Genomic DNA, 18,008 nt, shown 5'->3' on the forward strand with positions numbered 1-18,008 from the left:
AAACGGCGTGTGTACTTCGTTGGCCGCACTTGCGCGCGGCCCTTATTGTTCAATCAACTGCGTGTGTTACCGGGCATCGACTTGACGGCCCCACTGGCGATCAGCTCGGCCAATTCGGACACGTCGAGCAATGCGCACATGTGTTCGATCACGGTGCCCGCCAGCCAAGGCCGCTGGCCCCGGTGGCTGCGCCATTTGATTTCGTTCGGGTCCAGGCGCAACGAGCGGCTGACTTGATGCACCGCCAGCCCCCACTCGTAGCCCTGCACCGAGATCACGTATTGCAAACCCTGGCGGAAGTCGTCGCGGTAGCGGTCGGGCATCACCCAGCGCGCTGTGTCGAGCACCTTGAGGTTGCCGGCCTGGCTGGGCAGGATGCCGAGGAACCACTCCGGTTGCCCGAACAATGGCGTCAACTCCTGGCCTTCCAAGGAGTAGATCGAGCCCAGGCACACCAGCGGCACCGCCAGGGTCAAGCCGGCGACGTCGAACAGCAGGCACTCGAACGGCTCGGCAGCCCAGCTTGGGCGACCATCACCAGTGACCGGCGGTGGCGTGATGCTCGGCGGCAGGTGCACTTCGACCACCGGCTCGACCACCACCGGGGCGACCACCACGGGCTCAAATGGCGCTACAACCGGGGCAACGTGGGCATCACGGGCTTGTTCTTCGAGCACTGCCAACTGGAATTCATCCAGCGTGCTTTCTGGCTCAAGCACCAGAATCGGCTCGGGCAACTCTTCGGCGGTCGCCTCCTGCAGCAGGGCATCCAGGTAGGATTCCAGTGCCAGTTGTGGCCGGGTCTTAAGTTCGACAGGACGGTTCATCAAGCCACCTGCGCCACAAGTTGCTGGGACAACAGGTGTTTGAGCAGCGCGCGGTAGGCCATCACGCCACGGCTCTTGCCGTCGAACTGTGACGGCGTGAGGCCGGCGCGGCTGGCGTCACGCAGGCGCGTGTCCACCGGGATGTAGCCGTTCCAGATGGTGTCCGGGTAGGCATCGCGCAATACGCGCAAGGTGCCGAGGGACGCCTGGGTACGGCGGTCGAACAAGGTCGGCACGATGCTGTACGGCAGCGCCTGCTTGCGCGAGCGGTTGATCATCGCCAGGGTGCTGACCATGCGTTCCAGGCCTTTGACCGCCAGGTGCTCGGTCTGTACCGGGATCACCAGTTGCTGGCTGGCCGCCAAGGCGTTGACCATCAGCACGCCGAGCAACGGCGGGCTGTCGATGATGGCGTAGTCGAAGTCCTGCCACAGTTGCGCCAAGGTCTTGGCGATCACCAGGCCCAGGCCGCTCTGCCCCGGCGACTGGCGCTCGAGGGTGGCCAGCGCGGTGCTCGACGGCAACAGGGAAATGCTGTCGTTGCTGGTGGGCAGCAGCAGTTGCCCCGGCAGGTCGGCCGGCACACTGCCTTTGTGCAGGAACAGGTCGTAGCAGCTGTGTTCCAGCGCATCCGGGTCGTAGCCGAAGTAGCTGGTCATCGAGCCGTGGGGGTCGAGGTCGACCACGACCACACGCTTGCCCGCCTCGGCCAGCAAGCCGGCTAAGGCGATGGAGGTGGTGGTCTTGCCGACTCCACCTTTTTGATTGGCAACTGCCCAGACTCTCATTCGGTTGGTTCCTCCCGGTGGGCACAGGCGCGACCGAGACATTGCATAGGTTATTGAGCCGGTGACGGAGAATTGACGGAGCTCTGACGCACCGGCGGCTTTGCAGGAGCCGGTGCAGTTTGTGTGCCAGCCCGCTTCAAGGCCGCATCCGGTGTTGCATTGGCGGTGCCGGTGCCGGTCAGGCTGCGGCGCACATCCAGGTTGCGGGATACCACCAGCACTACCCGGCGGTTCTTGGCGCGGCCTTCTACCGTGGCGTTATTCGCCACTGGCTGGAACTCACCATACCCCACCGACGCCAGGCGTCCGGGGTTCACACCCTGCATCGCGAGCATGCGCACGATGCTCGACGCCCGCGCCGAGGACAGCTCCCAGTTGGTCGGGTACTGCGCGGTGCTGATCGGGAAATTATCGGTAAAGCCCTCGACGTGGATCGGGTTCTCGAACGGTTTGAGGATCGCCGCAACCTTGTCGATGATGGTGAACGCCTGGTCGCTGGGCAGCGCATCGGCACTGGCGAACAGCAGGCTGGAATTGAGTTCGATCTCGACCCACAACTCATTGCCGCGCACGGTCATCTGGTTGGAACTGATCAGGTCGCCAAAGGCGGCGCTGATGTCGTCGGCGATGCTCTTGAGTGGATCACTGGTGCCACCGACGCCGGCGGCGGTTTCGTCGCTGTCGTTGACCAGCGGCTTGGCCGGGGTCACGGTCCTGGGCCGCTCTTCGCCAATGGGAATCGGCTTGAGGGCGCGATCGGTGTCGTTGAACACCCCGATCAGCGCCTGGGAAATGACTTTGTACTTGCCTTCGTTGATCGACGAGATGGAGTACATCACCACGAAAAACGCGAACAACAAGGTGATGAAGTCCGCGTAGGACACCAGCCAACGTTCGTGGTTGACGTGTTCTTCAGGCTCGCGACGGCGACGGCTCACTGGCAGTTACCTCTCTGAACACACAATTCCCTGTGGCTGGCGAGCGTGTTGTGGTGGTGACGGGCGAGCTTGCTCGCTCGCCACCAAAGGCCAGTGCGCCACAGATCGATAACCATCGCCATCAGTCCATGAAGCCCTGGAGCTTCAATTCGATGGAGCGTGGGTTTTCCCCCTCGGCAATCGACAGGATGCCTTCGAGCAACATCTCGCGATAACGCGACTGGCGCTGGGCAATGGACTTGAGCTTGCTCGCCACCGGCAGCAACACCAGGTTGGCGCTGGCCACGCCGTAGATGGTGGCGACGAACGCCACGGCAATCCCGCTGCCCAGTTGCGACGGATCGGCGAGGTTGCCCATCACGTGGATCAGGCCCATCACCGCACCAATGATGCCGATGGTCGGCGCGTAGCCGCCCATGCTTTCAAAGACTTTGGCGGCATTGATGTCACGGCTCTCCTGGGTGTAGAAATCCACCTCCAGGATGCTGCGGATCGCTTCCGGTTCGGCGCCGTCCACCAGCAATTGCAGGCCTTTGCGCGCGTAGCTGTCGGGCTCGGCATCGGCCACGCCTTCCAGGCCCAGCAGGCCTTCCTTGCGGGCGGTGAGGCTCCAGTTGACCACGCGGTCGATGCCGCCGGCCAGGTCGACGCGCGGCGGAAAAATGATCCACACCAAGATCTGCATGGCGCGCTTGAAGGAGCTCAACGGCGACTGCAACAACGCGGCGCCCACGGTGCCGCCAATCACGATCAACGCAGCCGGACCGTTGGCGAGGGCGCCGAGGTGGCCGCCTTCGAGGTAGTTGCCGCCGATGATTGCGACAAACGCCATGGTGATGCCGATCAGGCTCAACACATCCATTAGAGGCAGGCCTCCACCAGATGCTTGCCGATGTCGTCCAGGCTGTACACGGCGTCGGCCAGTTCAGCCTTGACGATGGCCATGGGCATGCCATAGATCACGCAGCTGGCTTCGTCCTGCGCCCAGATCGCGCTGCCGCCCTGCTTGAGCAGGCGCGCGCCTTCACGGCCGTCGGCGCCCATGCCGGTGAGGACCACCGCCAGAACTTTGTCGCCGTAGGACTTGGCAGCCGAACCGAAGGTGATGTCCACACAGGGTTTGTAGTTCAGGCGCTCGTCGCCCGGCAGGATTTTGATTGCACCGCGCCCGTCCACCATCATCTGCTTGCCACCGGGCGCCAGCAGCGCCAGGCCAGGACGCAGGATGTCGCCATCCTCGGCTTCCTTGACGCTGATGCGGCACAGCTTGTCCAAGCGTTCGGCGAACGCCTTGGTGAAGGCCGCTGGCATATGTTGGATCAACACGATCGGCGCCGGGAAGTTGGCCGGCAACTGCGTCAACACGCGTTGCAAGGCCACCGGGCCGCCGGTGGAGGTGCCGATAGCGACCAACTTGTAGGCTTTGCGTTTCGGCGCTGGCGAGTACGCCGTGGCGGCCGCAGCACGCGTCGGTGCCGCCACCGCAGGCCGGGCAACCGGAGCGGGTGCCGGGCGACCGAACGTGCTCGCCGATGCGGCAGCCGCCGGTGTCGGCGCAGGCGCGGGGGCCGGTGCGCTGAACAGGCTGCGACGGTTGCTGCGGGAAATACTGTGGACTTTCTCGCACAGCAGTTGCTTGACCTTCTCGGGGTTGCGCGAGATGTCTTCGAAATTCTTCGGCAGGAAGTCCACCGCACCAGCGTCCAGCGCATCGAGGGTTACCCGGGCGCCTTCGTGCGTCAGCGAGGAGAACATCAATACCGGGGTCGGGCAGCGTTGCATGATGTGTCGAACTGCCGTGATGCCATCCATCATCGGCATCTCGTAGTCCATGGTGATCACGTCCGGCTTCAACGCAATGGCTTGATCAATCGCCTCTTTGCCGTTGGTGGCCGTGCCGACCACCTGGATACTTGGATCGGCGGAAAGAATTTCCGAGACGCGGCGGCGGAAGAAACCCGAATCGTCCACCACCAGGACCTTGACTGCCATAAACACTCCGTTAGGCGGGGCGGGCGAACCGCCCTACCCCACCAGAATCAAATACGCCGAGCGGCGTAACGCTTGAGCATGCTCGGAACATCGAGAATCAGCGCGATCCGACCGTCACCGGTGATGGTCGCACCCGACATGCCCGGGGTTCCCTGCAGCATTTTGCCCAAAGGCTTGATCACCACTTCTTCCTGGCCAACCAGTTGATCGACGACAAAGCCGATACGCTGGGTGCCCACGGAAAGAATCACCACATGGCCTTCGCGCTGCTCTTCATGGGCAGCCGAAGCCACCAGCCAGCGCTTGAGGTAGAACAGTGGCAACGCCTTGTCACGCACGATTACCACTTCCTGGCCGTCGACCACGTTGGTGCGCGACAGGTCGAGGTGGAAGATCTCGTTGACGTTGACCAGCGGGAAGGCGAACGCCTGGTTGCCCAGCATCACCATCAGCGTCGGCATGATCGCCAAGGTCAACGGCACCTTGATCACGATCTTCGAGCCCTGGCCCTTGGTCGAGTAGATATTGATCGAGCCGTTGAGCTGGCTGATCTTGGTCTTCACCACGTCCATGCCGACGCCACGGCCGGACACGTCGGAGATCTCGGTCTTGGTCGAGAAGCCCGGGGCGAAGATCAGGTTGTAGCACTCGGTGTCGGTCAGGCGGTCGGCGGCGTCCTTGTCCATCACGCCACGCTTGACCGCGATATTGCGCAGGATGGTCGGGTCCATGCCTTTGCCGTCATCGGTAATCGACAGCAGGATATGGTCGCCTTCTTGCTCGGCCGCCAGGATCACCTTGCCGCCACGGGACTTGCCCGAGGCTTCGCGTTCTTCCGGGGTTTCCACGCCGTGGTCGACGGCGTTGCGCACCAAGTGGACCAGCGGGTCGGCCAGGGCCTCGACAAGGTTTTTGTCGAGGTCGGTTTCTTCACCCACCAGTTCCAGGTTGATTTCTTTCTTGAGCTGGCGCGCGAGGTCGCGAACCAGGCGCGGGAAGCGGCCGAAGACTTTCTTGATCGGCTGCATCCGCGTTTTCATCACGGCGGTTTGCAGGTCGGCGGTGACCACGTCGAGGTTCGACACGGCCTTCTGCATGGCCTCGTCGCCGCTGTTCAGGCCCAGACGCACCAGGCGGTTACGCACCAGCACCAGTTCGCCGACCATGTTCATGATGTCGTCCAGGCGTGCGGTATCAACCCGCACGGTGGTTTCGGCTTCACTGGCAGGTTTTTCAGCGCCAGCCGGTGCAGGTGCCGCGGCACGTGCAGGGGCGGCGGCGGCGGGCGCCGCAGCAGGCGCGGGAGCCGGTTTGGCGGCTGCCGGAGTCGCAGCTTTCGCCGCCGCTGCTGGCGCTGGCGTGGCGACCTTGGCCGTCGCACCCACTTCGGTGAACTTGCCTTTGCCGTGCAGTTCGTCCAGCAACGACTCGAACTCGTGATCGGAGATCAGTCCGTCGCCGGCAGGTGCGGCAGGGGCAGCAGGCGTGGCAGCCGCCGCGGTTGGCGCGGTGGCTGCGACGGCGGGCAAGGCGTCGGCCGCAAACGTGCCCTTGCCATGCAGCTGGTCGAGCAACGCTTCAAATTCGTCGTCGGTGATGTCGGTGCTGGTCGAGGCGGCTGGCGTTTCGGCAGGCGTTTCGGTCGGCGCGGCAGGTGCCACCGCGTCGGCGGCGAACTGGCCTTTGCCGTGCAGCTGGTCGAGCAGCGATTCGAATTCAGCGTCGGTAATGTCTTCACCCGTCGGCGCCGCAACGGGCGCTGCCGGAGCTTCAGCCTCGGCCTTGACCGCGCTGAGGGAGTTGAGCAGTTGCTCGAACTCGCTGTCGGTCACGTCCGCTTCGGGCTCTGCCACAGGTTCCGGCACAGCTTCAGCCACCGGTGCCGCCGACATGTCGGCAGGCTCGGCATAGCGCGCCAGGGCGGCCAGCAGTTCCGGCGTAGCTGCGGTGATCGGGGCACGTTCACGCACTTGGCTGAACATGCCGTTGACCGCATCCAGTGCTTCGAGAATCACGTCCATCAACTCCGAGTCGACGTGCCGCTCACCCTTGCGCAGGATGTCGAACACGTTCTCGGCGATGTGGCAGCACTCCACCAGCTCATGGAGCTGGAGGAAGCCGGCGCCCCCTTTTACAGTATGAAAACCGCGAAAAATTGCATTGAGCAGGTTCGCATCATCCGGTCGGCTTTCCAGCTCGACCAGTTGCTCGGACAACTGCTCTAAAATTTCGCCGGCCTCTACAAGGAAATCCTGAAGGATCTCTTCATCGGCGCCGAAGCTCATGTGGGTGCTCCTTAGAAGCCTAAACTGGATAACAGGTCATCGACATCATCTTGACCCGATACAACGTCTTCACGTTTATCGGCATGAATCTGCGGACCTTCACCCTTGGCGAGATGTTTTTGTGGATCTTTTTCCGAGAGGATCGCTTCGCGGTCATGTTCGATGCCGGCAAAACGGTCAACCTGGCCTGCCATGAGCACCAATTTGAGCAAATTGCTTTCCACTTCGGTGACCAATTGGGTCACACGCTTGATCACCTGACCGGTGAGGTCCTGGTAATCCTGGGCCAGCAGAATGTCATTGAGGTTGCTGGAAACCATGCGGTTTTCCTGCTCACTGCGTGACAGGAAACCTTCGACCCGACGTGCCAACTCACGAAACTCTTCGGCCCCGACTTCGCGGCGCATGAAGCGACCCCAGTCGTGGCTCAAGGCCTGGGCTTCGGTGGCCATGCCATTGACCAGAGGCGTGGCGTTTTCCACCAGGTCCATGGTGCGGTTGGCCGCTGCCTCAGTCAGCCTGACCACATAGGACAGGCGCTCGGTGGCATCGGTGATCTGCGAGATCTCTTCGGCCTGGGGCATGTGCGGGTCGATCTGGAAATTGACGATCGCACTATGCAGCTCACGCGTGAGCTTGCCCACTTCCTGGTACAGGCCGCGGTCACGGGTCTGGTTGAGCTCATGGATCAACTGCACCGCGTCGCCGAACTGGCCTCTCTCAAGGCAGTCGACCAACTGGTGAGCATGCTTTTTCAGGGTCGACTCGAAGTCTCCCTGTGATGTTTCTTTATGCTCCATAGCTCCCCCGCGATGGCATTAGCCGTGGATGCGTTCGAAGATTTTTTCGATCTTCTCTTTCAAGGCCAATGCAGTGAAAGGTTTGACCACGTAACCGTTTACCCCGGCTTGGGCGGCTTCGATGATCTGTTCACGCTTGGCTTCGGCGGTCACCATCAACACGGGCAGGCCGCGCAGCTTTTCGTCGGCACGCACGTGACGCAGCAGGTCGATACCGGTCATGCCCGGCATGTTCCAGTCGGTTACCAGAAAGTCGATGCTCCCGCTGTTGAGGATCGGAATCGCCGTAAGGCCGTCATCCGCCTCGACCGTGTTTGTGAACCCAAGGTCACGCAACAGGTTTTTAATGATCCGCCGCATCGTTGAGAAGTCATCAACGATGAGGATTTTCATGTTCTTGTCCAATTCGACCTCCAAGCAGTCTTAAACGCGCCCAGCACCTGGACGCGCCATTTCAATCAACAGGCGTTACACAAAAAGGACTGCCCAGGGCACCACGGCGCAAAACCGCAAAAGCGTCACGCCTTCACGGTCTCGTCTGCAGTGTCCCCACACTGCCTGTCAGCGCGCGCGCCACTCTCCCAACCGCCCCCGCAAGCGGGCTGCGCACTGGCTATGCAGCTGGCTGACACGCGATTCGCTGACCCCCAGGACCTCACCGATTTCCTTGAGGTTCAGCTCTTCGTCGTAGTACAGCGCCAACACCAGTCGCTCACGCTCCGGCAAATTGGCAATCGCGTCCGCCAACGCGCCCTGGAAGCGTTCATCCTCCAGGTCGCGCGACGGCTCAAGATGTGCACTCGCGCCGTCCTCGTGCAGCCCTTCGTGTTCGCCGTCCTGTAGCAGGTCGTCGAAGCTGAACAGGCGGCTGCCCAAGGTATCGTTCAAAATCCCGTAATAATCGTCGAGACTCAATTGGAGTTCGGCCGCAACTTCGTGATCTTTAGCGTCGCGACCGGTTTTTGCTTCAATTGCACGAATTGCGTCACTGACCATGCGCGTATTGCGGTGTACCGACCGCGGCGCCCAATCACCTTTACGCACCTCATCGAGCATCGCGCCACGGATACGGATGCCCGCGTACGTCTCGAAACTGGCACCCTTGCTCGCATCGTATTTGGTCGACACTTCAAGCAGGCCGATCATGCCGGCCTGGATCAAGTCTTCGACCTGCACACTCGCCGGCAGGCGCGCCAGCAGGTGATAGGCGATGCGCTTGACCAGCGGCGCATAGCGCTCGATCAATTCGCCCTGGCTGTCACGTGCCGACTTCTTGTAAAGGTTGTAGCCGCTGGATGTCATAGCACAGGTCCCGCGCTCGTCTGATGCACCAATCGCTCGACGAAAAACTCCAGATGCCCCCGGGGATTGGCGGGCAATGGCCAAGTATCGACCTTCTGAGCAATAGCCTTGAACGCCAGTGCGCACTTCGAACGAGGGAACGCTTCATAGACCGCACGCTGCTTTTGCACGGCCTTGCGCACGCACTCGTCATAGGGAACTGCGCCTACGTATTGTAAGGCGACATCAAGAAAGCGATCCGTGACCTTGGTCAACTTGGCGAACAGGTTGCGCCCTTCCTGCGGGCTCTGGGCCATGTTGGCCAGGACGCGGAAGCGGTTCATGCCGTAGTCACGGTTAAGCAATTTGATCAGGGCGTAGGCATCGGTGATCGAGGTGGGTTCATCGCAGACCACCAGCAAGACTTCCTGCGCGGCGCGCACGAAGCTGACCACCGACTCGCCGATCCCGGCGGCGGTGTCGATCACCAGCACGTCGAGGTTGTCGCCAATGTCGCTGAACGCCTGGATCAGGCCGGCATGCTGCGCCGGGCTCAGGTGCACCATGCTCTGGGTGCCGGAGGCAGCCGGTACGATGCGGATCCCGCCAGGGCCCTGGAGCAGCACATCACGCAGCTCGCAGCGGCCCTCGATCACATCGGCGAGGGTGTGTTTGGGCGTCAGCCCCAGCAGAACGTCGACGTTCGCCAGACCCAGGTCAGCATCCAGCAACATGACCCGACGGCCAAGCTCTGCCAGGGCCAGGGACAAATTCACTGACACGTTAGTTTTCCCGACGCCACCTTTGCCGCCGGTCACCGCGATCACCTGTACGGGATGCATGCTGCCCATTTTATTTCTTTACCTTGTCTTGCTTAGACGCAGGCTACATGGCTTGGCCGCGTGAATCGCTTGCAGACCAACGATGTAGATACATTTCACGGTGTTCGCCCTGCCCTCAACCCACCCGCTTTGCCGGGTTGTGGTAGAGGTCGGCGAACATATCGGCCATCGCTTCCTCGCTAGGCTCTTCTTGCATTTGCACGCTGACAGCGCGGCTGACCAACTGATGACGGCGCGGCAGATGCAAATCATCCGGGATCCGCGGCCCGTCGGTCAGGTAGGCGACCGGTAATTCATGGCTGATCGCCAGGCTCAATACTTCGCCCAGGCTCGCCGTCTCATCCAGTTTAGTCAGGATGCAGCCGGCCAGGCCGCAACGTTTGTAGCTGTGGTATGCAGCGGTAAGAACCTGTTTCTGGCTGGTGGTTGCAAGCACCAGGTAATTTTTCGACTTGATGCCACGCCCGGCCAGGCTTTCCAGTTGCATGCGCAGCGCCGGATCGCTGGCCTGCAGGCCGGCGGTGTCGATCAGCACCACGCGCTTGCGCAGCAGCGGATCGAGGGCGTTGGCCAGGGACTGGCCCGGGTCGACGTGGGTTACCGACACATTGAGGATACGGCCCAGGGTCTTGAGCTGCTCCTGGGCGCCGATGCGGTAGCTGTCCATGCTCACCAGCGCGATGTTGTGCGCGCCGTACTTGAGCACATAACGCGCGGCCAGCTTGGCCAGCGTGGTGGTCTTGCCCATGCCGGCAGGGCCGACCATGGCGATCACACCGCCCTCTTCCAGGGGCTCGATTTCCGGGGTGACGATCATCCGCGCCAGGTGCGCCAACAGCATGCGCCAGGCTTGGCGAGGCTCCTCGATTTCGGTGGTCAGTGCCAGCAGGTCGCGGGACAACGGGCCGGACAGGCCAATGCGTTGCAGGCGGCGCCACAGGTTGGCCTGGGCCGGCTTGCTGCCTTGCAACTGTGTCCACGCCAGGGAGCCCAGCTGCACTTCCAGCAGCTCACGCAGGCCATTGAGTTCAAAGCGCATCGAGTCGAACACACGCTGGTCGACTGCGCCCGCCGGTGGCGGCGCTGCAGGACGCGGTGGTTCGGTGAAGGTGGGCTCAACCAAGGGCTCCGCAGCGGTCAGCGGCAGGCCGGCGAACAACTGGCGATTGGTGGTGGCATCGCTGTCGCCGCGCATGCTCAGTTCGGCCTGGGCCGACACAATGCGCGAGGCGGTCTTGCGCAGCTCGTCTTCGAGTTCCATGTTCGGCACACGCGGCGCCAGCGCCGAAGGCGTGTAATCCAGGGCAGCCGTCAGCTCGACACCGCCGGCAATACGACGGTTACCGATAATCGCGGCATCGGCGCCCAGCTCATCACGCACCAGTTTCATGGCCTGACGCATATCGGCGGCGAAAAAACGCTTCACTTGCATAACCCACTACCTCAGCCGTTGGGCCCTACTGTCGCGACGATAGTCACTTGCTTGTTGTCAGGAATTTCCTGATAAGCCAAAACGTGCAAATTCGGAACTGCCAGGCGCCCAAACCGCGACAACATCGCCCGGACGGGGCCGGCCACCAGCAGAATCACCGGATGGCCCTGCATTTCCTGGCGTTGTGCGGCGTCGATCAACGAACGCTGCAGTTTTTCAGCCATGCTTGGCTCCAGCAGAACGCCCTCTTCCTGGCCTTGTCCTGCCTTCTGAATACTATTGAGCAATATTTGTTCCAACCTTGGCTCCAAGGTGATCACAGGCAGCTCAGACTCAGTCCCTACAATGCTTTGCACGATGGCGCGAGACAATCCGACACGCACCGCCGCCACCAGCGCGGCGGTATCTTGACTCTTGGCGGCATTGTTGGCGACGGCCTCGGCGATGCTGCGAATGTCGCGCACCGGCACCTGTTCGGCCAGCAGCGCCTGCAACACCTTGAGCAACTGCGACAGCGACAGCACGCCTGGCACCAGCTCTTCTGCGAGTTTTGGCGAAGCCTTGGCCAGCAAACCCATCAATTGCTGGACTTCCTCGTGGCCGATCAGCTCGTGGGAGTGCTTGTACAGGATCTGGTTGAGGTGGGTGGCGACCACGGTGCTGGCGTCAACCACGGTGTAGCCCAGGGACTGCGCCTGGCTGCGTTGGCTGATTTCGATCCACACCGCTTCCAGGCCAAAAGCCGGATCTTTGGCGGTAATGCCGTTGAGGCTGCCGAATACCTGGCCGGGGTTGATCGCCAACTCGCGGTCCGGGTAGATCTCGGCTTCGGCGAGGATCACGCCCATCAGGGTCAGGCGGTAGGCACTGGGGGCCAGGTCGAGGTTGTCGCGGATGTGCACGGTGGGCATCAGGAAGCCCAGGTCCTGGGACAATTTCTTGCGCACGCCCTTGATCCGCGCCAGCAGCTGGCCGCCCTGGTTGCGGTCCACCAGCGGGATCAGGCGGTAGCCGACTTCCAGGCCGATCATGTCGATCGGGGTCACGTCGTCCCAGCCCAACTCCTTGGTTTCCGAGGCGCGGGCCGGGGACGGCAGCAGTTCCTGCTGGCGCGCCACCTCTTGCAGGGCCTGGACCTTGACCGCGTTTTGCTTTCTCCAGAACAGGTACGCCGCGCCGCCTGCCAGGGCCGCCATGCTCAGGAACGATACGTGGGGCATGCCCGGCACGATGCCCATGATCGCCATGATGCCCGCCGCCACGGCCAGGGCCTTGGGCGAGGCAAACATCTGCCGGCTGATCTGCTTGCCCATGTCTTCGGAGCCCGAGGCACGGGTCACCATGATCGCGGCAGCTGTGGATAACAACAGTGATGGCAATTGCGCCACTAAACCGTCACCGATGGTCAGCAAGGCGTACACCTTGCCCGCATCGCCGAAGGTCATGCCGTGCTGGAAGATACCGACGGCCATGCCACCGATCAGGTTGATGAACAGAATCAGCAGGCCGGCGATGGCGTCACCGCGCACGAACTTGCTGGCACCGTCCATGGAACCGTAGAACTCGGCTTCCTGGGCGACTTCCAGGCGGCGAGTCTTGGCTTGGTTCTGGTCGATCAGGCCGGCGTTGAGGTCGGCGTCGATCGCCATCTGCTTGCCGGGCATCGCATCGAGGGTGAACCGTGCGCTCACCTCGGAAATCCGCCCGGCACCCTTGGTCACCACGACGAAGTTGATGATCATCAGGATCGCGAACACCACGATACCGACCACGTAGTTACCGCCGATCACCACCTCACCAAAGGCCTGGATCACCTTGCCGGCGGCGGCGTGGCCGTCCTGGCCGTGAAGCATCACCACGCGGGTCGACGCCACGTTGAGCGCCAGGCGCAACAGGGTTGCCACCAGCAGGATCGTCGGGAATACCGCGAAATCCAACGGCCGCAGCGCGTATACGCAGACCAGCAGGACTACGACGGACAGGGCGATGTTGAAGGTGAAGAACACGTCCAGCAGGAACGGCGGCATCGGCAACATCATCATTGCCAGCATCACCAGTAGCAGCAACGGCACACCCAGATTGCCCCGCGACAGGTCAGTCAGGGTGCCACGGGCCGTGCTGAACATTTGAGAGCGATCTACCACCGGTATTCCTCGTGTTCCTTGAAGCAAAGTTTTGACGCCGGGAGGCGACTTGAAGGCGGTATTGCAAGAAGCCTTCCAACTTTTACCCAAGTCAGACGAGTACCGTTTTTTTACACGACCCGTACGTTTGCAGCCTGCGGCCCTTTTTGTCCGGGCGTTATCTCGAACTCGACCTTTTGCCCTTCAGTAAGGCTCTTGAATCCGCTGGCCTCAATCGCCGAATAGTGGACAAAAACATCCGTACCATCTTCCTGCTGGATAAACCCAAAGCCCTTTTCTGCGTTGAACCACTTCACCGTGCCTGTCGCCATTGCCGCTCTCCCGACATCTCATTCAAAAACCCGAGATCAGTGTGACGTTGACTGCAAAGATGCCCCGGGGACGATGAATCCTGCCAAATCGCACCCGCTGCCCAACCTTGAGCCGAACCCCGGCCGAGCTGGTGAGGTCTACCCGCACCTGCTCACTCCCGCCATCCATTGCGATGACCCCTTCCCCTGTCTCACTGCTGTAAAACCTGACGGTTCCGGTCACCCACTTCATTGCTACCTCGCTGCTTGTTCCTACACGCAGTTTCTGCTGCCATGGAAACGCGGGACGCGCAGGCTGGCTACTGTCAGAGTTGACAGGTCAGCAAGGATTTACGACGAACGGTACGCATGCGATTGCCGTAGTGAGCGGGCTTGCCCGCGCTGGGTGGCGAAGCCGCCCCAAACGGGACGCCGCTATGTTTCAGGAAGACCGAGGTGTCGGGATTTAGGGCGGCTTCGCCACCCAGCGCGGGGCAAGCCCGCTCACTACAGGGTAAGGGGAAATATCAGGAGTCGCGGCGTAAATCCGGGGGAATCGGCAGGTCCTTGAGCGGATCAGGCCGCTTGCCTTTGCCCGCGCGGTATTGGCGGATCTGATAGACATAGGCCAACACCTGCGCCACCGCCAGGTAAAGCCCGGCCGGGATTTCCTGGTCGAGGTCGGTGGAGTAGAAGATCGACCGCGCCAGTGCCGGCGACTCCAGCAGCAGGATGTCGTTGGCCACGGCGATTTCGCGGATTTTCAGTGCGGTAAAGTCACTGCCCTTGGCCAACAGCATCGGCGCGCCGCCTTTTTCCGGGTCGTACTTGAGCGCCACGGCGTAGTGGGTCGGGTTGGTGATGATCACGTCGGCGTCGGGCACCGAGGCCATCATCTTGCGCTGGGACATTTCCCGCTGCAGTTGGCGAATGCGCTGTTTGACCTCGGGACGCCCTTCCTGGTCCTTGTGTTCATCGCGCACTTCCTGCTTGGTCATCAGCAGTTTCTTGTGGCTTTCCCACAGCTGGATCGGCGCATCCACGGCAGCAATGATGATCAGCCCGGCGGCCATCCACAGCGCGCTCCACCCCACCACCTGCACGCTGTGGATGATCGCCGACTCCAGCGGCTCGTGGGCGATGCGCAGCAGGTCGTCGATGTCGGACGTCAATACCATCAACGCGACGAACAGGATCAGGATGAATTTGGCCAAGGCCTTGAGCAACTCCACCAGCGCCTTGGCCGAAAACATGCGCTTGAGCCCGGCAGCGGGGTTCATGCGGCTGAATTTGGGCGCCATGCTGCCGGCCGCGAACAGCCAGCCGCCAAGGGCGACCGGGCCGATCAGCGCGGCCAACAGCAAGGTGATCAGGATCGGCTGCACCGCCAGAATCGCGATCTTGCCCGAATGCAGCAGGTACTGGCCCATCGCGCCAGGGTTCAGCAGCACTTCGCGGGGCAAGCTGAAGTTGTGTTTCATCAACTCCATCAAATCCAGCGCCAGGCCACCGCCGTAGATCAGCAGGGCGCCGGCGCCGGCCATCATGGTCGCCACGGTATTCAGCTCTTTCGAGCGGGCGATCTCGCCCTTTTCCCTGGAGTCCTTTTTGCGTTTCTCCGTGGGGTCTTCTGTCTTGTCCTGACCGCTCTCGCTCTCGGCCATGGCTCAGCGCGCCCGTGCCAGATCACGTAAGAACTGCAAGGCGTCGGACGCCAGCGGTTGATACTGATTGAGAATGTCGGCCAGGCCGATCCAGAAAATCCCCATGCCCAACACCAGGGTCAACGGGAAACCAATCGAGAAAATGTTCAGTTGCGGCGCTGCGCGAGTCATCACGCCAAACGCGATGTTGACCACCAGCAGCGCCGTGATCGCGGGCAACACCAGCAGCAGCGAGGCGCCCAGCACCCAACCGAGACGCCCGACCATCTCCCAGAAATGGTTGACCACCAGCCCCGAGCCCACCGGCAAGGTGGTGAAGCTCTCCGTCAGCACTTCGAACGCCACCAGGTGGCCGTTCATGGCAAGGAACAACAAGGTCACCAGCATGGTCAGGAATTGCCCGATCACCGCTGCCGATACGCCGTTGGTGGGGTCGACCATGGACGCGAAGCCCATGCCCATCTGGATCGAGATGATTTGCCCGGCGATCACAAACGCCTGGAAGAACAGTTGCAGGGAGAAGCCCAGCATGGCGCCGATCAGCACCTGCTCGGCGATCAGCAGCAAGGCGCTGAGATCGAGCGCATTCACAGGTGGCATCGGCGGCAAGCCGGGGACCAGCACCACGGTGATCGCCACCGCGAAATACAGGCGCACCCGGCGCGGCACCAGGGTCGTGCCGAACACCGGCATGGCCATCAACATCGCCGTCACGCGAAACAGCGGCAGAATGAAGGACGCCACCCAGGTACTGATCTGGGTGTCGGTCAATGCCAGCAAGGATTGCATCGGCTCAGCCGATCAACTGCGGAATACTGCCGTACAACTGCAGGATGTATTCCATGAAGGTTTGCACCAGCCACGGGCCGGCGACGATCAGGGTGATCAGCATCACCAGCAGGCGCGGCAGGAAGCTCAAGGTCTGTTCGTTGATCTGGGTCGCGGCCTGGAACATCGCCACCAACAGGCCCACCAACAAGCTTGGTACCACCAGCACGGCAACCATCATGGTGGTCAGCCACAGCGCTTCACGGAACAGGTCAACGGCGACTTCTGGCGTCATGGCGCTATACCCCTCCGAAACTGCCGGCGAGCGTGCCGATAATCAGCGCCCAGCCGTCCACCAGCACAAACAGCATGATTTTGAACGGCAACGAGATGATCAGCGGCGACAGCATCATCATCCCCATGGCCATCAGCACGCTCGCCACCACCAGGTCGATGATCAGGAACGGGATAAAGATCATGAAGCCGATCTGGAACGCGGTCTTCAATTCGGAGGTGACGAACGCCGGCACCAGAATGGTCAACGGCGCCTGGTCCGGGGTGGCGATGTCGGTGCGCTTGGACAGGCGCATGAACAGCTCCAGGTCGCTGGAGCGGGTCTGCGACAGCATGAAGTCCTTGATCGGCCCCTGGGCCTTGTCGATCGCGACTTGGGCAGTGATGGTTTCGGCGAGGTAAGGCTGCAGGGCTTGCTGGTTCACCTTGTCGAACACCGGCGCCATGATGAACATCGTCAGGAACAGGGCCATGCCGGTGAGGATCTGGTTCGACGGCGTCTGCTGCAAGCCGAGGGCCTGGCGCAGGATCGAGAACACGATGATGATCCGCGTGAAACTGGTCATCAGCATGACAAACGCCGGGATGAAACTCAGCGCAGTCATGATCAGCAGGATCTGCAGGCTGACCGAATATTCCTGGGCGCCGGCGGCGTTGGTGCCCAGGGTAATCGCCGGGATCGACAACGGGTCGGCGGCGAACGCCAGTGGCGCAGCCAGCAACAGCATGAGCGTCAAGAAAACGCGCATTACTTCTTATCCTTCTGATCCTTGCCCAACAACTCCATCAGGCGCTGGGCGAATTCTGGCGTGGCGGACTGGGTCTGATCCACGTTGACGGGCGTCTTGAGCACATGCAGCGGGGTGATGCGGCCGGGGGTGAAGCCGAGCAGGATCTGCTCCTCACCCACCTGCACCAGCACCAGCCGATCACGCGGGCCCAGGGCGCGCGAGCCGATCAGTTCGATCACCTGGGCGTTGCCCGGGCCGACGTTCTGCACGCGGCGCATCAGCCAGGCGAGCACGAAGATCAAGCCGACCACCAGCAACAGGCCCAGCACCAGTTGGGTCAACTGGCCACCGACGCCACTGCCGACCGGTGCCGCCGCGGCCTGGGCCACGGGCTCCGCCGCCAACACGCTCAACGGCAGCGCGAGCAACAGTGCGAGCATCAGCCGCTTCATATCAGCGCAACTTCTTGATGCGTTCGCTCGGGCTGATCACGTCGGTCAGGCGGATGCCGAACTTTTCGTTGACCACCACCACTTCGCCGTGGGCGATCAGGGTGCCATTGACCAGTACGTCCAGCGGCTCGCCGGCCAGGCGATCGAGCTCGATCACCGAACCCTGGTTGAGTTGCAGCAGGTTGCGGATGTTGATGTCGGTGCTGCCGACTTCCATGGAGATCGACACCGGGATGTCGAGGATCACGTCCAGGTTCGGGCCATCGAGGCTCACCGGCTCGTGGTTCTTCGGCACGCTGCCGAATTCTTCCATCTGCAAGCGGTTGCCGGCCGGCGCGGTGGCGGCGTCAGCGGCCAGCAGCGCGTCGATGTCGTCCTGGCCGACTTCGCCAGTTTCTTCCAGGGCCGCAGCCCATTCGTCAGCCAGGGCCTGGTCTTCGGCGGAAGTGTTTTCGTGTTCGGTAGCCATTACATGTCCTC

19 protein-coding genes are annotated in these 18,008 nt (G+C 62.0%); all 19 read right to left on the reverse strand.

What is annotated here, in order from left to right:
* Positions 1 to 53 precede the first annotated feature (53 nt).
* Positions 54 to 827 carry a CheW domain-containing protein gene (locus OPU96_RS03175; protein ID WP_192296987.1) on the reverse strand — a complete coding sequence of 258 codons (774 nt, stop codon included), beginning with the start codon at positions 825 to 827 and terminating at the stop codon, positions 54 to 56.
* On the reverse strand, positions 827 to 1,615 hold the full coding sequence (locus tag OPU96_RS03180; protein WP_192296988.1) for a ParA family protein: 789 nt from the start codon (positions 1,613 to 1,615) through the stop codon (positions 827 to 829). Before OPU96_RS03180 ends, OPU96_RS03175 begins: the two co-directional genes overlap by 1 nt.
* Before the next feature lie 50 nt (positions 1,616 to 1,665).
* Positions 1,666 to 2,553 carry a flagellar motor protein MotD gene (gene motD / locus OPU96_RS03185; protein WP_226455006.1) on the reverse strand — a complete coding sequence of 296 codons (888 nt, stop codon included), beginning with the start codon at positions 2,551 to 2,553 and terminating at the stop codon, positions 1,666 to 1,668.
* 121 nt (positions 2,554 to 2,674) lie between these two features.
* The gene (locus OPU96_RS03190) at positions 2,675 to 3,415 is read right to left on the reverse strand and encodes a flagellar motor protein (RefSeq protein WP_192296990.1); all 741 of its coding nucleotides are present in this window, start codon (positions 3,413 to 3,415) and stop codon (positions 2,675 to 2,677) included.
* Positions 3,415 to 4,545: a protein-glutamate methylesterase/protein-glutamine glutaminase gene (locus OPU96_RS03195; RefSeq protein WP_305391300.1), complete on the reverse strand. Its 1,131-nt coding sequence runs from the start codon at positions 4,543 to 4,545 to the stop codon at positions 3,415 to 3,417. The genes OPU96_RS03190 and OPU96_RS03195 overlap by 1 nt, the downstream gene beginning before the upstream one ends.
* A gap of 47 nt (positions 4,546 to 4,592) precedes the next feature.
* On the reverse strand, positions 4,593 to 6,830 hold the full coding sequence (locus tag OPU96_RS03200; protein ID WP_498558639.1) for a chemotaxis protein CheA: 2,238 nt from the start codon (positions 6,828 to 6,830) through the stop codon (positions 4,593 to 4,595).
* A gap of 11 nt (positions 6,831 to 6,841) precedes the next feature.
* The gene (locus tag OPU96_RS03205; protein ID WP_192296993.1) at positions 6,842 to 7,630 is read right to left on the reverse strand and encodes a protein phosphatase CheZ; all 789 of its coding nucleotides are present in this window, start codon (positions 7,628 to 7,630) and stop codon (positions 6,842 to 6,844) included.
* 18 nt (positions 7,631 to 7,648) lie between these two features.
* Positions 7,649 to 8,023 carry a chemotaxis response regulator CheY gene (locus OPU96_RS03210; RefSeq protein WP_192296994.1) on the reverse strand — a complete coding sequence of 125 codons (375 nt, stop codon included), beginning with the start codon at positions 8,021 to 8,023 and terminating at the stop codon, positions 7,649 to 7,651.
* A 168-nt stretch (positions 8,024 to 8,191) separates the two neighbouring features.
* Entirely contained in the window at positions 8,192 to 8,932 is a 741-nt protein-coding gene (gene fliA / locus OPU96_RS03215; protein WP_065909829.1) for an RNA polymerase sigma factor FliA, read from the reverse strand.
* Complete coding sequence (gene fleN / locus OPU96_RS03220; protein ID WP_003192912.1) at positions 8,929 to 9,762, reverse strand: flagellar synthesis regulator FleN; 834 nt, start codon at positions 9,760 to 9,762, stop codon at positions 8,929 to 8,931. The genes fliA and fleN overlap by 4 nt, the downstream gene beginning before the upstream one ends.
* A gap of 106 nt (positions 9,763 to 9,868) precedes the next feature.
* Complete coding sequence (gene flhF, locus OPU96_RS03225; RefSeq protein WP_226455002.1) at positions 9,869 to 11,185, reverse strand: flagellar biosynthesis GTPase FlhF; 1,317 nt, start codon at positions 11,183 to 11,185, stop codon at positions 9,869 to 9,871.
* An 11-nt stretch (positions 11,186 to 11,196) separates the two neighbouring features.
* Positions 11,197 to 13,311: a flagellar biosynthesis protein FlhA gene (flhA, locus tag OPU96_RS03230; protein ID WP_226455001.1), complete on the reverse strand. Its 2,115-nt coding sequence runs from the start codon at positions 13,309 to 13,311 to the stop codon at positions 11,197 to 11,199.
* Between the two features lie 128 nt (positions 13,312 to 13,439).
* Positions 13,440 to 13,640: a cold-shock protein gene (locus tag OPU96_RS03235; RefSeq protein WP_305391302.1), complete on the reverse strand. Its 201-nt coding sequence runs from the start codon at positions 13,638 to 13,640 to the stop codon at positions 13,440 to 13,442.
* Between the two features lie 506 nt (positions 13,641 to 14,146).
* Positions 14,147 to 15,283, reverse strand: coding sequence for a flagellar biosynthesis protein FlhB (flhB, locus tag OPU96_RS03240; RefSeq protein ID WP_192296999.1), 1,137 nt, complete (start codon positions 15,281 to 15,283; stop codon positions 14,147 to 14,149).
* A gap of 3 nt (positions 15,284 to 15,286) precedes the next feature.
* Entirely contained in the window at positions 15,287 to 16,072 is a 786-nt protein-coding gene (fliR, locus tag OPU96_RS03245; protein WP_192297000.1) for a flagellar biosynthetic protein FliR, read from the reverse strand.
* Positions 16,073 to 16,076: 4 nt separating this feature from the next.
* The gene (fliQ, locus tag OPU96_RS03250) at positions 16,077 to 16,346 is read right to left on the reverse strand and encodes a flagellar biosynthesis protein FliQ (RefSeq protein WP_003214552.1); all 270 of its coding nucleotides are present in this window, start codon (positions 16,344 to 16,346) and stop codon (positions 16,077 to 16,079) included.
* A gap of 4 nt (positions 16,347 to 16,350) precedes the next feature.
* Entirely contained in the window at positions 16,351 to 17,094 is a 744-nt protein-coding gene (gene fliP, locus OPU96_RS03255; protein WP_192297001.1) for a flagellar type III secretion system pore protein FliP, read from the reverse strand.
* Complete coding sequence (gene fliO, locus OPU96_RS03260) at positions 17,094 to 17,528, reverse strand: flagellar biosynthetic protein FliO (protein ID WP_498558640.1); 435 nt, start codon at positions 17,526 to 17,528, stop codon at positions 17,094 to 17,096. Before fliO ends, fliP begins: the two co-directional genes overlap by 1 nt.
* A 1-nt stretch (position 17,529) precedes the next feature.
* A complete protein-coding gene (fliN, locus tag OPU96_RS03265) occupies positions 17,530 to 17,997 on the reverse strand; it encodes a flagellar motor switch protein FliN (RefSeq protein ID WP_192297003.1) in 468 nt (155 codons plus the stop codon).
* Between the last annotated feature and the right edge of the window lie 11 nt (positions 17,998 to 18,008).

The organism is Pseudomonas sp. RP-B7, from assembly GCF_059803535.1.